Genomic DNA, 19,261 nt, shown 5'->3' with positions numbered 1-19,261 from the left:
ATCGGCACTCTTTATTTACAATATACATTATCAAATTAGTGAGGAGATATTATGAGCACGGTAAAACGAATCTATGTTGAAAAGAAAGCCCCCTATGCCGGAAAGGCTAAGGAACTCAAGGCAGAGATCAAGGGCTACCTTGGCATTAAGAGTGTGGAGGAAGTACGTATATTCATCAGATATGACGTTGAGAACGTATCGGATGAAGTATTTGAGAAGGCTTGCAACACAGTCTTTTCAGAGCCCCCTGTAGACATTCTTTACAGAGAAAATATTGAGATTCCTCAGAATGCAAAAGTATTCAGCATAGAGGCGCTTCCCGGACAGTTCGATCAGAGAGCCGATTCCGCAGAGCAGTGCGTTCGCTTCATCAAGGGCGACGAAGAGCCTGTCATCAAGACAGCCGTTACATACATGCTTATCGGAAATGTATCTGATGAAGAGCTTGCCAAGATTCAGGAATATACAATGAACCCTGTTGATTCAAGAATTGCTGCGCCCGAAAAGCCCGCAACTCTTGTTACCAACTACGATGAGCCCGATGATGTTGCAGTATTTGACGGCTTCAAGGATATGTCTGAGAACGATCTCAAGGCGCTTTATGAGTCACTCGGACTTGCCATGACCTTCAACGATTTCAAGTGGATCCAGACATATTTCCATGATGATGAGAACCGCGATCCTTCAATGACAGAGATCAGAGTTCTTGATACATACTGGTCAGATCATTGCCGTCACACAACATTCGGCACTGAGCTCACGGATATCGAGTTTGCAGACGGCTTCTACAAGGAACCCATCGTCAATGCTTATAACGAATACCTCACAGCAAGAGACGATCTTTACAAGACAGATGAAAAGAAAAAAGAGAAGTTCATTTCTCTTATGGATATCGCCCTCATGGGTATGAAGAAGCTCAAGAAGGACGGAAAGCTCACAGACATGGAAGAGTCTGAGGAGAACAACGCTTGTACAGTAGTTGTGCCTATCGAGGTTGACTACGGCGAGGGCGTTAAGACAGAGAACTGGCTTGTGTTCTTCAAGAACGAGACACACAACCATCCCACAGAGATCGAGCCTTTCGGTGGCGCTGCTACTTGCCTTGGAGGTGCGATCAGAGATCCTCTTTCAGGAAGAGGCTATGTATACCAGGCTATGCGTGTAACAGGTGCGGCTGATCCCACTGTTCCCGTAGCTGAGACAATGAAAGGCAAGCTTTCACAGAAGAAGCTCGTTCGCGGCGCTGCATCAGGTTACTCTTCATACGGTAACCAGATCGGACTTGCAACAGGCTATGTAAAAGAGGTTTATCATCCCGGATACGTTGCAAAGCGTATGGAGATCGGTGCGGTAATGGGAGCTGCTCCTCAGGAGCACGTTATCAGAGAGTCCGCAGATCCCGGAGATATCATCATACTCCTTGGCGGACGTACAGGTAGAGACGGCTGCGGCGGAGCTACAGGTTCATCCAAGGCTCACGACAGCAAGTCACTTACAACTTGCGGAGCAGAGGTTCAGAAGGGTAACGCTCCTACAGAGAGAAAACTTCAGAGGCTCTTTAGAAGACCTGAAGTAAGTGAGCTTATCAAGAAGTGTAACGACTTCGGTGCCGGCGGTGTATCCGTTGCGATCGGTGAGCTTGCACCCGGTCTTGATATCAACCTCGATCTTGTACCCAAGAAGTACGCAGGTCTTGACGGAACAGAGCTTGCAATCTCCGAGTCACAGGAGAGAATGGCAGTTGTTGTTGCACCTAAGGATGTAGACAAGTTCCTTGGATATGCGGCAGAAGAGAACCTCGAGGCGGTTAAGGTTGCGGTTGTCACAGAAGAACCCAGACTTGTCCTTAACTGGAGAGGTAAAAAGATTGTAGACATAAAGAGAGCATTCCTTGATACCAACGGAGCTCATCAGGAGACCAAGGTTAAGGTAGAAGTTCCTGCTCAGGAAGACAACTACTTTAACAAGATCGCATCCGATAAGGTATCACAGGCTCTTTCAAATAACGATGTAAAAGAGGCATGGCTTGCACAGATGAGCGACCTCAACGTATGCTCACAGAAGGGTCTCGTTGAGATGTTCGACTCTTCGATCGGCGCAGGTTCGGTACTCATGCCTTACGGTGGAAAGTATCAGCTCACCGAGACACAGACAATGATCGCCAAGCTTCCTGTACTTTCAGGAAAGACAGATACAGTAACAATGATGAGCTACGGCTTCGATCCTTATCTTTCAAGCTGGAGCCCTTATCACGGAGCTGCTTACGCGGTAACAGAGTCTGTATCAAGAATCGTTGCATCCGGCGGTGATTATAAGAACCTCCACTTCACATTCCAGGAGTACTTCAAGAGAATGACTGAGGATGCACAGCGCTGGAGCGAGCCTTTCACGGCACTTCTCGGAGCATTTGAAGCTCAGCTTCGCTTCGGAATCGCTTCAATAGGCGGTAAGGATTCAATGTCAGGCTCATTTAACGAGATCAACGTTCCGCCCACACTCGTATCTTTTGCGGTAGACGTTGCTAAGCTTTCGGATGTCATCACACCCGAACTTAAGAAAGCAGGAAACAAGCTTGTACAGGTAAGGCTCCCTAAAGATAAATTCGACCTTCCCGATTACGACAAGGTTATGGCTATCTACTCCGATATCACAGACCTTATGAAGAAAAAAGCTATCGTTTCGGCTTACGCTGAGGACAGCTACGGAATCGCTGTGGCTGTCAGCAAGATGGCATTCGGTAACGGACTCGGAGTTAAGATCGCTGATGGAATCAAGGCAGAAGAGCTCTTTGCGAACGACATCGCAGACATCGTTGCTGAAGTTCCCGCAGATAAGCTTGCAGATGTACTTAAGATCGCAGGAGCAAGAGAGATCGGTGAAGTTACGGCTGATGCCAAGATCACAGCATGCGGCATGACTCTTGACCTTAACGATGCACTTGCAGCTTGGAAGAATAAGCTCGAGAAGGTATTCCCTTCAACAGTCGGAACAGAGAAGACTTCAGTTGAGTCACCTCTCTTTAAGGCTGACAGCATCTACGTATGCAAGAATAAGGTTGCAAAGCCCACAGTATTCATCCCCGTATTCCCGGGAAGTAACTGTGAGTACGACAGCGCGCAGGCATTTGAGAGAGCAGGCGCCAATACAAACATCAAGATATTCAAGAACAGAAACGCAGAGGATATCGTAGAGTCTGTGGCAGAGTTTAAGAAGGCTATAAACAATGCTCAGATCATCATGTTCCCCGGCGGATTCTCAGCAGGTGATGAGCCTGACGGAAGTGCCAAGTTCTTCGCGACAGCCTTCCAGAACGCAGAGATAAAAGAAGCTGTAGAAGATCTTCTCAATAACAGAGACGGACTTGCGCTCGGAATCTGTAACGGTTTCCAGGCTATGATAAAGCTCGGACTTGTACCTAACGGCAAGATCACAGGACAGAATGAGAACTCTCCTACACTTACATTCAATACTATAGGAAGACATATCTCCAAGATGGCTTACATCAAGGTCGTTTCAAACAACTCACCTTGGCTTTCCGAAGCTAAGCTCGGCGGAGTTTACACTAACCCCGCATCACACGGTGAGGGTAGATTTGTAGCGCCCGACGATGTACTTGATACACTCTTTAAGAACGGACAGATCGCAACACAGTACTGCGATCTCGACGGTAACGTAACAATGGACGATGAGTGGAACATCAACGGTTCTTACAGAGCGGTTGAGGGTATTCTTTCACCTGACGGAAGATGCCTTGGTAAGATGGCTCACTCAGAGAGAAGAGGCGACGGCGTAGCCGTTAATATCTTCGGTGAGCAGGACATCAAGATATTCGAGAGTGGTGTTAAGTACTTTAAGTAAGAAATAAACGAGTTATATCTGGAGGAAATAAATGAAAGCTTTTTTGATCTTGGAAGACGGAAGCATCTTTGAAGGCAAGCACTTCGGAGCCGACAAGGATGTTATAAGTGAAATAGTTTTTAATACATCGATGGCGGGATATACGGAAGTATTTACAGATCCTTCCTACGCAGGACAGGCAGTCTGCATGACTTATCCCCTTATAGGAAACTACGGCGTTTGCCTTGACGATATGGAGTCGGAAAGACCTTGGGTTGACGCTGTAATTGTTAGAGAGCTTTCACGCATCCCTTCAAACTTCCGCTGCGACATGTCAATCCAGGAATTCTTGGAAAAATACGAGATTCCCGGAATTGAAGGAATAGACACAAGAAAACTTGTAAGGATTCTCAGAGAAAAGGGAACCATGAACGGTATCATCACAACCAATGAAAACCTTACATTCGACAGCATCAAAGACAAGCTCCACGCATACACAACAGGAGACGTTGTAAGCAAGGTATCCTGCAAGGAAAAGATAGTTCTCAAGGGCGTATCCGATCTTTCAGAGAACGGACCTCTTTCAGGAAGTGCCGTATTCAACGCGGATAACTACAAGGCAGATCTTGCAGGCGACCACTCCAAGAGAGAAAAGAGACCTGCGATCGTAAAAGAGCTTAACGGCAAAGGCCTTAAGGTTGCGCTCCTCGATGTGGGAGCCAAGAAGAACATTGCGGCTTCACTTGCTGCAAGAGGCTGTGATGTTACGATATATCCTTCAAATACAACCGCTGAGGAGATCCTTAAGGACGCTCCCGACGGAATCATGCTTTCAAACGGCCCCGGTGACCCGAAGGAGAACGTGGATGTAATTAAGGAGATTAAAAAACTCTACGATTCAGATACACCTATTTTTGCGATCTGCCTCGGACACCAGCTTATGGCGCTTGCAACGGGTGCGGATACATTTAAGATGAAGTACGGCCACAGAGGCGGTAACCACCCGGTAAAAGACCTTACGAACGGCCGCGTATACATCTCATCTCAGAACCACGGCTATGTAGTAGACATGGATAAGCTTGATAAGAACATAGCTGAGCCTGCGTTCATAAACGTTAACGACGGAACCAATGAAGGACTTGCTTATGTCGGCAAGAACATCTTCACTGTGCAGTTCCATCCCGAGGCATGCCCCGGACCGCAGGATTCAAGCTATCTGTTTGACAGATTTATAGATATGATGAAAAAAGGAAAAGTAGGAGGAAAGAACTGATGCCAAAGAATAAAGATGTTAAAAAGGTACTGGTAATCGGTTCAGGACCTATCGTAATCGGACAGGCAGCAGAGTTTGACTATGCCGGAACTCAGGCATGCCGTTCACTTAAAGAGGAAGGAGTTGAGGTTATCCTCGTTAACTCCAACCCCGCAACTATCATGACGGATAAGGACATTGCCGACGAGGTTTATATCGAGCCCCTTACAGTCAAAGTCCTTGAGCAGATAATCGAAAAGGAAAAGCCCGATTCAATCCTTCCCACACTTGGAGGACAGGCAGGACTTAACCTTGGTATGGAGCTTGATGAGTCAGGCTTTCTTAAGTCACATAACGTAAAGCTCCTCGGAACAACAGCAGAGACAATCAGAAAGGCTGAGGACAGACAGGAATTCAAGGACACCATGGAAAGAATCGGTGAGCCTTGCGCTGCTTCACTCGTTGTTCACAACGTTCAGGACGGTGTTGAGTTTGCCAACAAGATTGGCTACCCCGTTGTTCTTCGTCCCGCGTTCACACTCGGTGGTTCAGGTGGCGGTATCGCGCACAATCAGGTTGAGTGTGAGGAGATACTTGAGAACGGACTCAGACTTTCACGTGCAAACGAAGTTCTTGTAGAAAGATGCATCGCAGGATGGAAAGAGATCGAGTACGAGGTAATGCGTGACTCTGCGGGAAACTGCATCACGGTATGTAACATGGAGAACATCGATCCCGTCGGTGTACATACAGGTGACTCCATCGTTGTGGCTCCTTCTCAGACACTTTCCGACAAGGAATACCAAATGCTCAGAAGCGCGGCTCTCAACATCATCGACGAGCTTCAGATCACAGGTGGATGTAACGTACAGTTTGCTCTTCACCCCACAAGCTTTGAGTACTGCGTAATCGAGGTTAACCCTCGTGTAAGCCGTTCATCAGCGCTCGCTTCCAAGGCTACGGGTTATCCGATCGCCAAGGTTGCAGCCAAGATCGCACTCGGCTACACACTTGATGAGATCAAGAACGCCATCACAGGTAAGACATATGCAAGTTTCGAGCCTACACTTGACTACTGCGTAGTTAAGTTCCCGAGACTTCCTTTTGATAAATTCATCACTGCAAAGAGAACTCTTACAACACAGATGAAAGCAACAGGTGAGGTAATGAGTATCTGCACCAACTTTGAAGGTGCCATGATGAAGGCTATCCGCTCACTTGAGCAGCACGTTGACTGCCTTACAAGCTATGACTTCTCAGAGCTTGACGACGAAGAGCTTACTGAGCGTCTTAAAGTTGTAGACGATCAGAGAATCTGGGTTATTGCCGAGGCTCTCAGAAGAGGCTTCTCACACGAGCAGATCCATGACATCACACTCATCGACATCTGGTTCATTGATAAGCTTCACGCACTTGTTAAGATGGAGCTTAAGCTTCTTAGGATCGGTGAGAAGAATACACAGGGTAAGGACGCAGACCTTGCGGAAGCCAAGAAGATCATCAGCTTTGAGACACTTCTTGAAGCTAAGCGCCTTGAGTATCCCGATTCCGTTATCAGCAGACTCACACGTTTCTCTGAGGATGTGTTAAAAGAGCTTAGATATGAATACAATATCAAGGCCACCTTCAAGATCGTTGATACCTGCGCAGCTGAGTTTGCGGCTGAGACACCTTACTACTATTCGGTTTACAACGGACCCGATTCTGAAGATGAGGCTGCTCTTAAGGCTGACAGCGGCAAAAAGAAGATCCTTGTACTTGGCTCAGGTCCTATCAGGATCGGTCAGGGTATCGAGTTCGACTATTGCTCTGTTCACGCAACATGGGCATTTAAGAAGGCCGGTTTTGAGACAATTATCATAAACAACAACCCCGAGACTGTAAGTACTGACTTCGATATAGCTGATAAGCTTTACTTCGAGCCTCTTACACCCGAGGATGTAGAGAATATCGTAAGACTTGAAAAGCCCGACGGAGCGGTTGTTCAGTTCGGCGGACAGACAGCCATCAAGCTTACTCAGGATCTTATGAAGATGGGCGTTAAGATCTACGGTACGGATGCCAAGGATGTAGATGCAGCCGAGGACAGAGAGATTTTTGATCAGATCCTTGAAGAGACACAGATCAAGCGTGCTCAGGGTGCTACCGTATACACAGCGGAAGAAGCCAAAGAAGTTGCAAACCGTCTTGGTTATCCCGTACTTGTAAGACCTTCCTACGTACTTGGAGGACAGGGCATGCAGATAGCTCTTTCCGATGCAGAGATAGAAGAGTTCATGAACATCATCAACAGATATGCTCAGGATCATCCTATCCTTGTTGATAAGTACCTTCAGGGTGTTGAGACAGAGGTTGATGCCGTTTGCGACGGTGAAGACATCGTTATCCCCGGTATCATGGAGCATATCGAGAGATCCGGTATTCACTCAGGTGACTCAATCTCCGTATATCCCGCACAGTCTCTTTCGGATAAGGTTAAGCAGACAATCGCCGAATATACAAGAAGACTTGCAAAGGCTCTTCACGTAATCGGACTTATAAACGTACAGTTCATAGCTGTGGGCGATGAAGTATATATTATCGAGGCGAACCCCAGATCATCACGTACCGTTCCTTACATCAGTAAGGTTACCGGTATTCCGATCGTCGATCTTGCAGCAGAAGTTATGCTCGGTAAGAAGCTCAAAGACCTCGGATACACACCCGGACTTCAGCCTGAAGCCGGCTATGTGGCGATCAAGATGCCTGTATTCTCATTTGAGAAGATCAGAGGAGCCGAGATCAGCCTCGGACCCGAGATGAAGTCTACAGGTGAGTGCCTTGGTATCAGCAAGAACTTCAATGAAGCACTTTACAAGGCATTCCTCGGAGCAGGAGTTAAGCTTCCGAAATATAAGCAGATGATCATCACCGTTAAGGATTCCGATAAGGGCGAGATCATCGACATCGCAAGACGTTATGAGAAGCTAGGATATATCATTTACGCGACAAGATCTACAGCCGCTACTCTTAACGACAACGGAGTAAAGGCAAGAAAGATCAACAAACTTTCTCAGGAATCACCTACGGTCATCGACCTTATATTAGGTCACAAGATCGACCTAGTAATCGATACACCTACACAGGGAAGAGATAAGACACGTGACGGATTCCTTATCAGAAGAACCGCGATCGAGACAGGTGTTAACGTTATCACTGCTCTCGATACAGCCAAGGCTCTTGTGACAAGCCTTGAGACAACCAACTCTGAAGAAGGACTTGAGCTTGTGGATATCGCAAAGCTTTAATGTAACAGATGACGCGAATCCGCGTATGCGGATGAATTAGACATGGTATTACTTTATGAGGAAACACTATGGCTAAGCTGATTTTAGACAATTCTCTTTCGGAAAAAGATATTGCTCGGGACTTCGAGTTATACGGAAACGCCGATATATCTTTTCCGGAAGGGGCACTTAAGATAGAGACAAAAGATAAGGAAGGCGAGGCTGCGTTTTTATGCACAGGCTCTTTTCCTTCTGATGTCCGTATTGAGTGGGAATTTATGCCTCTTTCGTCAGGCGGAAGAGCGTCTTTGATATTTGCTTGTAAGAATGCGCAAAGTGACGATGCTGCTAAGGAAGAACCCGGCAGCGAAAGTTTCTTTGAGCTTTCTTTTTATAGAAGAAAAGGCGCGGCGTCCAAGGCTTTTCATGTGAGTAAGCTTTTTAAGAGCGATCCCGTGCAGACGTGGGAAGTCGCTTCCGGAGCAGATCCTCTTCCCGATGCTGTAGTGCAGGCTTTCAGCGGTGTGAATGAATCAGGGGATAGCGACGGTTTTTGGTACAAGATGACTGTTGTAAAGAATAAAGACAAAGTCTCTTTTGCCATAAATGACATGGATATCCTCGGTTTTGCCGATGACGGCCTTAAGTGCGGAGAACTTCTTACGGGTGGACGGATCGGATTTAAACAGGAAGGCGCGATGGCTGCGAAGTACAGAAATCTCAAAGTCACATGGATATGATACGGTGTCAAAAGATCTTTTGACTAAAGATATTAATAATGGGAGAAGCGTATGAAAATTTTGGTTATAAACGGACCGAACCTCAATTTCCTCGGAATCAGAGAAAAGGCGGTCTACGGCAATCAGGACTATGACTATCTTTGCAATATGATAAAAGAAAAGGCGAAGGCGGACGGTGATGAGGTTGAGCTCTATCAGTCCAACCATGAGGGTGCCATAATCGACAGGATTCAGGCTGCCTACAGCGACGGAACCGAAGGGATCGTAATTAATCCCGGTGCGTATACACATTACAGCTATGCGATCCACGATGCGCTTAAGAGTATAGAGAATATCACCAAGGTTGAGGTGCACATTTCCGACATCAGTTCCAGGGAGGAATTTCGCAAGATTTCAGTAACGGCGCCTGCTTGTGACAAGCAGATATACGGACATGGGCTAAACGGCTACCTCGAAGCAATGGATTATATAAAAAAATGATGTAAAACCGCGAAGAATTGGCTTATAATGTTGATATGATATAGGTGTCATAAGTGCAAAATGCGTACATGCTTGCATGTGCCAAAGGAGCTTGGCATGAGAAATATTATTATTAAAGTAAGCACAATTATTTTCGCGGCTTTTATTTTGAGCTTTGCGATCGCAACACCCGCTTACGCGAGCGGTTTTGACGCAGCGTATTATGCGGCCAAATATCCCGACGTGCATGAGGCGTTTGGTGATGATGTACTTGAGCTGTATAATCACTACCTCAATTTCGGTATGGATGAGGGACGATTTAAAAACGCGGAAGAAGAGGCGGCAGGCGTGCCGGCGACCACAATCGATACATATGTTGACGTTGATATCGAGAATCAGACGATGACTTATTATGTTGACGGTGAGGTTGTGCTTACATCGCCCTGCGTTACCGGTAAAGAGAGCACCGGCAATTCGACTCCCAGAGGAAGATTTGTGCTTCGAGCCAAGGTTCCCGGCAAAAATCTTGTAGGTCCCACATGGAACGTCTGGGTCGACAGATGGATGAGATTTACTACCTTCTGCGGACTTCACGATGCAAGCTGGAGAGGTAAGTTCGGCGGACAGATATACAAGAAGAACGGATCGCACGGATGCGTCAATCTTCCCAAAGATGTGGCGTATCAGCTTTATGACATGATTGAGATCGGTACGGCGGTGATCGTGCACTGATCGAGTTTTTATGAGGATGATGTAAAAATCTTATTTTGAGGGGAATAATATGGCATTTGATATTTCTTCGATAACAGGTGCGGTAAACAATTACTTAAGCTCAATATCGGATACAAGCAAGCTCCTTACTCAGAAAGAGAGCGAGAATGCTTTTGATACAAGCTTAAGCGGGATATTCCAAAAGTATCTGGATAAGGCTATCTCAGATGAGACGGGGAAGAGTCTCGACGGCATAACATCAGATACCACGGTAAAAGAAATTGCGGCTAAATATGGGATCACGGAAGACGATCTTTTGAAATATATAAGATCTGATATTACGCCGGCAAAACAGGTTGCGGCGGTAAAAGATGTTCCACAGACAAAAAATACAGAAGCGGCGCATGTACAGAGGGTCGACACTTCGATTCCGTTTCCCAAGTTTGATATAGGGAGCATGATAGCTGATAATATCGCTTCACACAACAGATTTAACACGGATACTTTCTCAGGAGCTGAGCACACTGCTCAGAGAGAAATATCCGCAAAGGGGATAGATCCGTATTATTCAAATATGATAAAGAGCTCTATAAAGGAAAGTGAAACATGAGTACAAGTTATGCTGAGGGTGGAATACCCAAGACAATTGAGGAACTGAAGGATTATTGTGAGAGAAACGGTTTTACCGAGAGTAAGACAAGATTCTTTATAGGCTATAATTATGAAGGGCCTAAGGCTTTTGGTATATACAAGGACGAGGCCACGGGAGAATTCGTGGTCTACAAGAATAAAGCCGACGGGACCAGAGCCGTTCGATATAAGGGAAAAGACGAGGAGTTTGCGGTTGTTGAACTGTACGATCGTCTTCAGTCTGAGATTACCAATCAAAAACTTCAATATGCCGCCGACATGGCAGAGAGAGAAAGAAATAAATACGAGGTCGGTGACGGTCGCAGATTTTTAAACAGCTTCAGCAGAATGGATGAATATGAAAGCAGCGGTTTTTCGAATTTTACTCCGGATAACAACGACTCTTTCAAAGTTGATAACGACAGGACTTTCGGACGCGGCGGATATGACAGGAACGATTCAAGAGAATATAATCCGCTTGGAATTATAATAGGGATTATCGCGATCATTTTATCGCTTCTTTTAGGCGGCGGAGGCGGCTATCACGGTGGTAGCAGCGGACGAAGCAGCTATGGCGGATACGATAGATATGATTCACATTGGGATTCCGGTTCACACTCCGATTGGGATTCGGGTAACTGGGATTCGGGATATACAGATTGGGATTCCGATTGGTGATCCATGAATATTAACCAAAAAAAACAGTTGAAAAATCAAATCTTATAGTTTAATATAAACTAGTTGTTTGATGTGATGTAATTTAGGAGGATTTTTATATGATTTCTGCAAGTGATTTCAGAAATGGTATGACCATCGAGATTGATGGCAATGTATGTCAGATTATTGAATTTCAGCATGTTAAGCCCGGTAAAGGCGCTGCTTTCGTAAGAACTAAGCTCAAGGATATCATCAATGGTGGTGTTAAGGAGACAACTTTCCGTCCCACTGAGAAGTTCCCTGCAGCTCGTATCGACAAGAAGGATATGCAGTATCTTTATCAGGATGGAGATATCTTTAACTTCATGGATTCAGAGACTTATGAGCAGATCGGTCTTACATCAGACCAGATCGGTGACTCTCTCAAGTTCGTGAAAGAGAACGAAGTATGCAAGGTTATGTCTTATAACGGAAGCGTATTCGCAGTTGAGCCTCCTATGTTCGTAGAGCTTGCAATCTCTGAGACAGAGCCCGGATTCAAGGGTGACACAGCTACAGGTGCTACAAAGCCCGCTACAGTTGAGACAGGTGCTACAGTAGCAGTTCCTCTCTTCGTTAACGAGGGAGATGTTATCAAGATCGATACAAGAACAGGCGAGTATCTTTCAAGAGTTTAATCTGACGACCTTACTGACGCTTGGTAAAGTCATACTTATTCATAAAGAAACTAATATAGGCAATAGAGATGTATGTCTCTATTGCTTTTTCTTTTACCCAAAAACATGAAAAGAGGACTTTATGAATACAGAAGAATTTGAAAAAATAATAGAAAAAACATACACTGACTTTTCCGATGTCGCTGACAGGCTTTCTTTTAAGCTTATGAATCTGAAGAAAAACAAATGGGTATTGTCCGATGTTCCATACAGGCAATTTGAGGATCTGGCACTTGTTCCGATCTATATTTTTGATGATGACGGCGGAAGCGGCAATATCCTGATCAAGAACAATCATTTAAGATATTGGGATATAACGAGCGAAGAGCTATGGGAAAATGTGATGGAGAGCGCAGTGAAGATTGCTCCCGTCAAGATCCGCAACATAATACAGACTCTTGAAGAAATCCGAAAGATCAGGATAATCGGATACGAGAATCCGGACAGGATGCTCGTTGTGAGTAATGAAGATAACTTTTTCGGGGCGGGGGCAATTTTTTACCCCGGAGTGCTCAAAGATCTGGCAGGACGATTTGGCACAGACTTATATGTTGTTCCCGCATCGGTACATGAAGTCATCGTCGTCTCGGCAAAGGACAAGGAGGATGGATATGATATCATTCATGAGATATTGGAAGACGTCAATGCACATGACATCCCGCCTATGGATATCCTAAGTAACAACGTGTATATATATGATTGTAAGTCCGATAAACTCAGCATTTGCAAAGAGGAAAAGTGAGAAAAAGCCCATGGGACCGCATCATGCGTAGCTACGCCCGTATGGGCTTCCGTTTTTGGGCATCTTGTGGTATGATAGTGAAGTATGTATGCACCCGTAGTCTAATGGATAGAACGGAGGCCTCCGACGCCTTTAATGCAGGTTCGATTCCTGTCGGGTGCATCGAGAAATACAAGAAATACCCTCTTGAACGGGGAAATATAGAGGTTTTGGTTATGAAAAAAAAGAACAACAAAAATGATCTATTAAACTGGCGTAATGAGAAGAAGAGTATAATCGCATTTCTTGAAGACAATAAGAAATTGCTTATGCCTTTAATACTTGGAGTAGCAGTAATAATTACCGTAGCTATAGCACTTAGCGCCAATCACAGAGCTGTGAAGGCGGCAGCGACAGATGAGAATGCCAAGCAGGAAGAGCTGTATGCCGTAACAGATGCAACAATGAGTGAGGAAGAGAATCCCGAAGTAAACGCTCTTATCGAGAAGTACTATAAGGCTTCAGCCGATGGTGATGCGGATACTATCAAGCAGATATACAAGGGACTCGATGATACAGAGGTATTAAAAGCGGTTGCCGCTTCCGATTACATCGAGACATTTGAGAATATCAAAGTTTATTCCAAACCCGGCCCGGTAGAGGGAAGCTGCATTACTTATGTTTACAATGAAGTTAAGCTTTACGATTATGATAAGCCGGTACCCGGACTTGAGACATTTTATATCTGTACCGCAGAAGACGGCTCTTTATATATGAGCAGAGACATCGCGGACGAGGCTGTTCTTCAGTACATCAAGCAGGTTAATGTGCAGGCTGATGTTATCGACCTCAACAACAAGGTCGCTACTCAGTACAATGAGATGGTTCAGGGCGATGAGAAGCTTGCCGAGCTCCTTAACAATATGAGATCCGGTCTTCAGATCTCAGTCGGTGAGGCTCTTGCATCGGCGCAGGCTTCTAACGAGAGTGAAGAAAGTGCTGCGGAAGCTTCTTCCGAGGAAAAAGAGGAAGAGCCTGAGACGATCACACAGTATACGATCAAGGCTACAAGCGTTATCAATATCAGAAGTTCAGATTCCGAGACAGCGGAAGTTATCGGTAAGACCGAGACAAACCAGGAGTTCAAACAGCTTGAGGCTCGTGCCAACGGATGGAGTAAGATTGAGTACGAAGGCAAAGAGGCTTTCGTTAAGACTGAGTTCTTTGAGGTTGTAGGCGAAGAAACAATAGAGGCTCCCAAGAAGGATGATTCCGATACTCAGGAAGCCGATACGGAGGAGAAGGCCGAGAATACCGATACATCTGAGAATAAGGATGAAAAGGCCGAGGATACTTCTGACAATAAGGACGAAGGAAAGTCTTCTTCAATATCAAAGGGTAAACACGAAGTAACAGATACCGTTAAACTCAGAAAAGAGCAGAATACAGACTGTGACGTTCTTGCAACGATCTACAAGGCTGAGACCGTCAATGTTGTTGAAGTTGGTTCTGAGTGGTCCAAGGTTGAGTTCAAGAACAAGACCGGATATATCAAGACTGAATTCATAAAAGAGTAAGAGATGCTTACATTGGGAATGTGCCACTGTGCACATTTCGTCAAGATATTATTAGGGGAGGTATAGCTTATGTTTGGACGTGTTAAGGTTGCTATTATGGGAACCGGAAAGATTGCCGGAATCATGGCAGAAACTCTTAAGAATGTAAGAGGTGCCGTGTGCTATGCAGTTGGTTCCAGGACCAAGGAAAACGCCGACAGATTTGCACAGGCCTATGGAATCAAAAAAGCTTACGGCAGTTATGAGGAGCTTCTTGCCGATCCCAAGATAGATCTTGTGTACGTTGCTACACCTCATTCAGAGCATTACAAGAATGTAAAGCTTGCGCTTATGAACGGAAAGAACGTTCTTTGCGAGAAAGCATTTATGTTAAACGAACGCCAGGCAGAGGAGGTTTTCAAGCTCGCAGAGGAGAAGAAGCTTCTTGTTGTTGAGGCTATGTGGACAAGATTCCATCCGATGAGAGCCAAGCTCGAAGAGATCATGGCAAGCAATGTCATCGGTGAGCCCACAATGCTGACTGCCAATCTCGGATATAACATCAGGGAGAAAGACAGGATCAAGCTTCCGGAGCTCGGAGGCGGAGCACTTCTTGATCTTGGTGTATATACACTTAATTTTGCATCAATGGTATTTGGTAATGACGTTACCGATATTGTTTCCATGTGCTCTTTTAACGAGTATGGAATGGATCTTCACGACAGCATCACACTTCGCTATAAGAACGGCAAGATGGCTGTCCTCAATGCTTCCGCGCTTTCTGTCAGTGACAGAAGAGGCGTTATATACGGAAGTAAGGGATTTATCGTTGTTGACAACATCAACAATATAGAGGGTATCACCGTATATGACAGCGAATACAAGAAGCTGGCGTATTACAAGAGACCCAAACAAAAGACAGGATATGAGTATGAGGTCGAGGCATGCGTTAAGGCTATTTCCGAGAAGTGGCTTGAGTGCCCTCAGATGCCGCATGAAGAGACTCTTAAGATACTCAATATGATGGACTTTATCCGTAACAGCAATAATATCAAGTTCCCCGATGAAGATGTTATTACGGACGCTTCTTTAGAAGCTCCGGCCATCGAAAGCAATGATGTTCAGGTTTCCGAAAGCAATGATCAGACGGATAACGGTTCAGACGCTGCCAATGAGCAGACTACAGAATAATACTAAGCTGATAGCATGATGATTATTATGAAGAAAAAATTTCTTGTATGGATGCTTCTTTTTGCCATAATATGGGGTAATATTCCGCTTAGTTCCTATGCCGATGAGACAGATGGGCTTGGTACGGAAGAAGAAACGAGAGCGACCATCTCCAATCTTGAGAAAGAGAGTAAGGAGACCAAGGACGCTATCAAGCAGCTCCAGGGCGAAAAGGAGCAGACCAAATCCAATGTAAAGAATCTGCAAGATCAGAGCAGTGCTCTGCAATCTACGATCAATGGATATTCCAACAAACTAAACACAATAGACTCCGAGATCTCCGCTACAGAAGAGAAGCTCGCTGTAGTTTCCGCAGAGATAGTTGAGCTCGATAAGCAACTTCAGGAGGCCAGACAAGAGGAAAAGGAACGTTATGAGCTCCTTAAGCTTCGTATGCAATCAACTTATGAGAATGGCGGAAGTAAGGGCCTTTTGAGACTTATGCTTGAATCGGGTACGATGAAAGAGCTCCTTACCAAATTTGAATATATCAATGCCATAGTGGCTTATGATAAAAGGAAAATCTCTGAGCTTAAGGCCATACAGGATGATATAGAGGCCAAGAGTGCGGTCGTTGAACAAAAAGAAGCAGAGCTTGATGCATATCAGTCTCAGCTTGATGAAAAACATGATGAGATTGCCGGACTTACAAGTGTGGTAAAGGGACAGCTTAATACAACGAACAGTTCTCTTTCTTCCGAAAAGACCAAGCTTGACGATTATGATAAAAAGCTTGCCGAACTCGATAAGAAGATGAAGGCTCTGGAAGCCAAGACGGCTGCCGCACAGGCTGCTCTCGCTCAGCAGATCGCCGAGAGACTTGCGCGCACCAAGGAAGATACTTCCGGATCGTATTCTGCGAGCGATAACGAGCTTATATGGCTTGCGGCTACAATACAGGCGGAGTCTGACGGTGAATCATATACAGGTAAGCTCGGTGTCGGTTCTGTTATTATGAACAGAGTTAAGAGCTCGGCTTTCCCCAATGATGTTATCAGTGTAATAACCCAGCCCAACCAGTTTGCTCCTTACAGATCCGGTAAGGTTGAATTTATTATTGCAAACGGTCCCAATTCCACTTGTATAAGGGCAGCCCAGGAAGTGCTTGCGGGAGCCCGTGTAGGAGACTACTTGTTCTTTATGACGCAGAAGTGGGCGGATTACTATCGCATAAGCGAATATACCATGATCGGTAACCATGCATTCTTCTACAGATGGCAGACCAAAGAGGCACCTCCGGAGGAGGCTGCCGAAGCAGAATCTGAGAACCACGAAGAGGAAGCACCTGCGCAGGAGCAGCAGGAGGAACCACAGGAAGAAGAGCAGGAAGAAGAACATCATGATGAAGAAGATGATGAAGAAGATGATGAAGAAGATCATGATGACGACGATGATGACGATTAAAACGGCGTGGTTTTGCCTTGCTTTATAAAGCACAAAATTTTTAAAAATAACTCTTGCACTTTAAAATGGTAAAGTGTATAATCTCATTCAGGCAGTGATGTCTGCGCAATGGGGCGTAGAGACCAGTTGGTTTCTTACGCCCTTTTTTCATACTAGTTTTTAAAAAGGCAAATATTGTTTTGTGCTATCAGCACAGGAAGGAGAAACAAAAATGTCATACGTTGACGAGATCTACGACTATGTCGTAGCAAAGAACCCCGCTCAGCCTGAGTTCCATCAGGCAGTAAAGGAAGTGCTTGAGTCACTTCGTGTTGTTATTGAAGCTAATGAGGACGAGTATCGTAGAGATGCTCTTCTTGAGAGACTTGTAACTCCCGAGAGACAGATCCTCTTCAGAGTTCCTTGGGTAGATGACAAGGGACAGGTACAGGTTAACAACGGTTTCCGTATCCAGTTCAACTCAGCAATCGGACCTTACAAGGGAGGACTTCGTTTCCATCCTTCAGTAAATCTTGGTATCATCAAGTTCCTTGGTTTCGAGCAGATCTTTAAGAATTCACTTACAAGCCTTCCTATCGGTGGCGGTAAGGGTGGTTCTGACTTCGATCCTAAGGGCAAGTCAGACAGAGAAGTTATGGCATTCTGCCAGAGCTTCATGACAGAGCTTTACAGACACATCGGTGCTGATACAGACGTTCCTGCCGGAGATATCGGTGTAGGCGGACGTGAGATCGGATTCCTCTTTGGTCAGTACAAGAAGATCAGAGATACATACGAAGGCGTTCTTACAGGTAAGGGTCTTACATACGGCGGATCACTCGCTCGTACACAGGCTACAGGATATGGCCTTCTTTACATCACAGAAGAGCTTCTTAAGTGCAACGGCTCTGATATCAAGGGCAAGACAGTTGCAGTTTCAGGTGCAGGTAACGTTGCTATCTACGCTATCGAGAAGGCACAGCAGCTTGGTGCTAAGCCTGTTACATGTTCTGATTCAACAGGTTGGATCTATGATCCCGAAGGAATCGATGTTGAGCTTCTTAAGGAAGTTAAGGAAGTTAAGAGAGCACGTCTTACTGAGTACGCTGCTGCTAGAAAGTCAGCTGAGTACCACGAAGGTAAGGGTGTATGGTCAGTTAAGTGTGATGTAGCTCTTCCTTGCGCTACACAGAACGAGCTCCTTCTTGAGGATGCTAAGCAGCTTGTTGCTAACGGCGTTCAGGCTGTATGTGAGGGTGCTAACATGCCTACATCTATCGAGGCTACTGAGTACCTCCAGGCTAACAAGGTTCTCTTCATTTGTGGTAAGGCTTCAAATGCAGGTGGTGTTGCTACATCAGCTCTTGAGATGTCACAGAACAGCGAGAGACTTTCATGGAGCTTCGAAGAGGTTGATTCTAAGCTTAAGCAGATCATGGTTAACATTTATCACAGCATTGATGATGCTGCTAAGAAGTACGGCCTTGAAGGCAACTATGTTGCAGGTGCTAACATCGCAGGCTTCCTTAAGGTTGCTGATGCTATGAAGGCTCAGGGTATTGTTTAATTTGAAAGTATAAATATGTATTTATATCAAGGCTGATGCATTTATTAAAATGTGTCAGTCTTGTTTTTTATATCACAGGTCATTTTATCAATACGACATTATTATACATATATAATATTATTTCTTCACAAATCCTCCAAAACCTCTTGAAATGAAAAGGTAGTATGCGCTATCATGTTAATTAGTTATTTACAAATGCGCTTATAAGATAAAAGAAAGCAGTATAAATGGGGAGAATTAAATGGGAAAGAGCTACGATTCGGAAGAATCAATCAGATTCATAGAAAATCTTTATGATCAGATAGAAAGCTATCTGACAAAAGCAGCTCCGCTTGAATCGGATTATCATAGATATGTCAATAATGAGACATTTGTAGGTAAGGCAGCGGAAGCATCTAAGAGATTCATCAGAGATAAACAATTACAATTTCACTATGAACAACAAAATATCCAGAACAAGCTTTATCAGATGTATAGTCAGATACAAGCTGAGTTTGAGGATACCGTTGACGCTTCACCTAAAGCACGTATAGATA

At 45.1% G+C, this 19,261-nt stretch carries 15 protein-coding genes and 1 tRNA gene; all 16 read left to right on the top strand.

The features are described from left to right. The first annotated feature begins 51 nt into the window (after positions 1-51). The gene (locus BM377_RS11760) at positions 52-3,858 is read left to right on the top strand and encodes a phosphoribosylformylglycinamidine synthase (protein WP_092248514.1); all 3,807 of its coding nucleotides are present in this window, start codon (positions 52-54) and stop codon (positions 3,856-3,858) included. A gap of 31 nt (positions 3,859-3,889) precedes the next feature. After that, positions 3,890-5,110 carry a carbamoyl phosphate synthase small subunit gene (locus BM377_RS11755; RefSeq protein ID WP_092248510.1) on the top strand — a complete coding sequence of 407 codons (1,221 nt, stop codon included), beginning with the start codon at positions 3,890-3,892 and terminating at the stop codon, positions 5,108-5,110. Beyond that, the gene (carB, locus tag BM377_RS11750) at positions 5,110-8,376 is read left to right on the top strand and encodes a carbamoyl-phosphate synthase large subunit (protein ID WP_092248507.1); all 3,267 of its coding nucleotides are present in this window, start codon (positions 5,110-5,112) and stop codon (positions 8,374-8,376) included. The genes BM377_RS11755 and carB overlap by 1 nt, the downstream gene beginning before the upstream one ends. Positions 8,377-8,444: 68 nt before the next feature. Beyond that, complete coding sequence (locus BM377_RS11745) at positions 8,445-9,095, top strand: DUF1961 family protein (protein ID WP_092248504.1); 651 nt, start codon at positions 8,445-8,447, stop codon at positions 9,093-9,095. A gap of 51 nt (positions 9,096-9,146) precedes the next feature. Next, positions 9,147-9,575 (top strand): type II 3-dehydroquinate dehydratase, encoded by a 429-nt coding sequence (locus BM377_RS11740; protein ID WP_092248502.1) that lies wholly within the window; start codon positions 9,147-9,149, stop codon positions 9,573-9,575. Positions 9,576-9,671: 96 nt separating this feature from the next. Beyond that, the gene (locus BM377_RS11735; RefSeq protein ID WP_092248500.1) at positions 9,672-10,286 is read left to right on the top strand and encodes a L,D-transpeptidase; all 615 of its coding nucleotides are present in this window, start codon (positions 9,672-9,674) and stop codon (positions 10,284-10,286) included. 49 nt (positions 10,287-10,335) lie between these two features. After that, positions 10,336-10,875, top strand: coding sequence for a hypothetical protein (locus tag BM377_RS11730; protein WP_092248497.1), 540 nt, complete (start codon positions 10,336-10,338; stop codon positions 10,873-10,875). Continuing rightward, positions 10,872-11,573 (top strand): hypothetical protein, encoded by a 702-nt coding sequence (locus BM377_RS11725; RefSeq protein WP_092248494.1) that lies wholly within the window; start codon positions 10,872-10,874, stop codon positions 11,571-11,573. The genes BM377_RS11730 and BM377_RS11725 overlap by 4 nt, the downstream gene beginning before the upstream one ends. Before the next feature lie 98 nt (positions 11,574-11,671). Then, on the top strand, positions 11,672-12,229 hold the full coding sequence (efp, locus tag BM377_RS11720; protein WP_092248490.1) for an elongation factor P: 558 nt from the start codon (positions 11,672-11,674) through the stop codon (positions 12,227-12,229). A gap of 121 nt (positions 12,230-12,350) precedes the next feature. Continuing rightward, entirely contained in the window at positions 12,351-13,010 is a 660-nt protein-coding gene (locus BM377_RS11715; RefSeq protein ID WP_092248487.1) for a DUF5688 family protein, read from the top strand. A 90-nt stretch (positions 13,011-13,100) separates the two neighbouring features. Beyond that, positions 13,101-13,172 (top strand) — tRNA-Arg (locus BM377_RS11710). Positions 13,173-13,225: 53 nt separating this feature from the next. After that, positions 13,226-14,566: an SH3 domain-containing protein gene (locus tag BM377_RS11705; protein WP_092248484.1), complete on the top strand. Its 1,341-nt coding sequence runs from the start codon at positions 13,226-13,228 to the stop codon at positions 14,564-14,566. 69 nt (positions 14,567-14,635) lie between these two features. Further along, positions 14,636-15,736 (top strand): Gfo/Idh/MocA family protein, encoded by a 1,101-nt coding sequence (locus tag BM377_RS11700; RefSeq protein WP_092248481.1) that lies wholly within the window; start codon positions 14,636-14,638, stop codon positions 15,734-15,736. Between the two features lie 27 nt (positions 15,737-15,763). Continuing rightward, positions 15,764-17,179, top strand: a complete 1,416-nt coding sequence (locus BM377_RS11695; protein WP_177223872.1) for a cell wall hydrolase — start codon at positions 15,764-15,766, stop codon at positions 17,177-17,179. Between the two features lie 211 nt (positions 17,180-17,390). After that, entirely contained in the window at positions 17,391-18,725 is a 1,335-nt protein-coding gene (gene gdhA, locus BM377_RS11690; protein ID WP_092248475.1) for an NADP-specific glutamate dehydrogenase, read from the top strand. Positions 18,726-18,966: 241 nt separating this feature from the next. Next, a partial coding sequence (locus BM377_RS11685) for a T7SS effector LXG polymorphic toxin (protein ID WP_143104503.1) occupies positions 18,967-19,261 on the top strand: 295 nt, incomplete at its 3' end.

Origin of the sequence: Butyrivibrio sp. INlla21 (assembly GCF_900116875.1) — a bacterium.
Taxonomy (GTDB): Bacteria; Bacillota; Clostridia; order Lachnospirales; family Lachnospiraceae; genus Butyrivibrio.
This window is presented reverse-complemented; position numbering and strand designations above follow the sequence as displayed.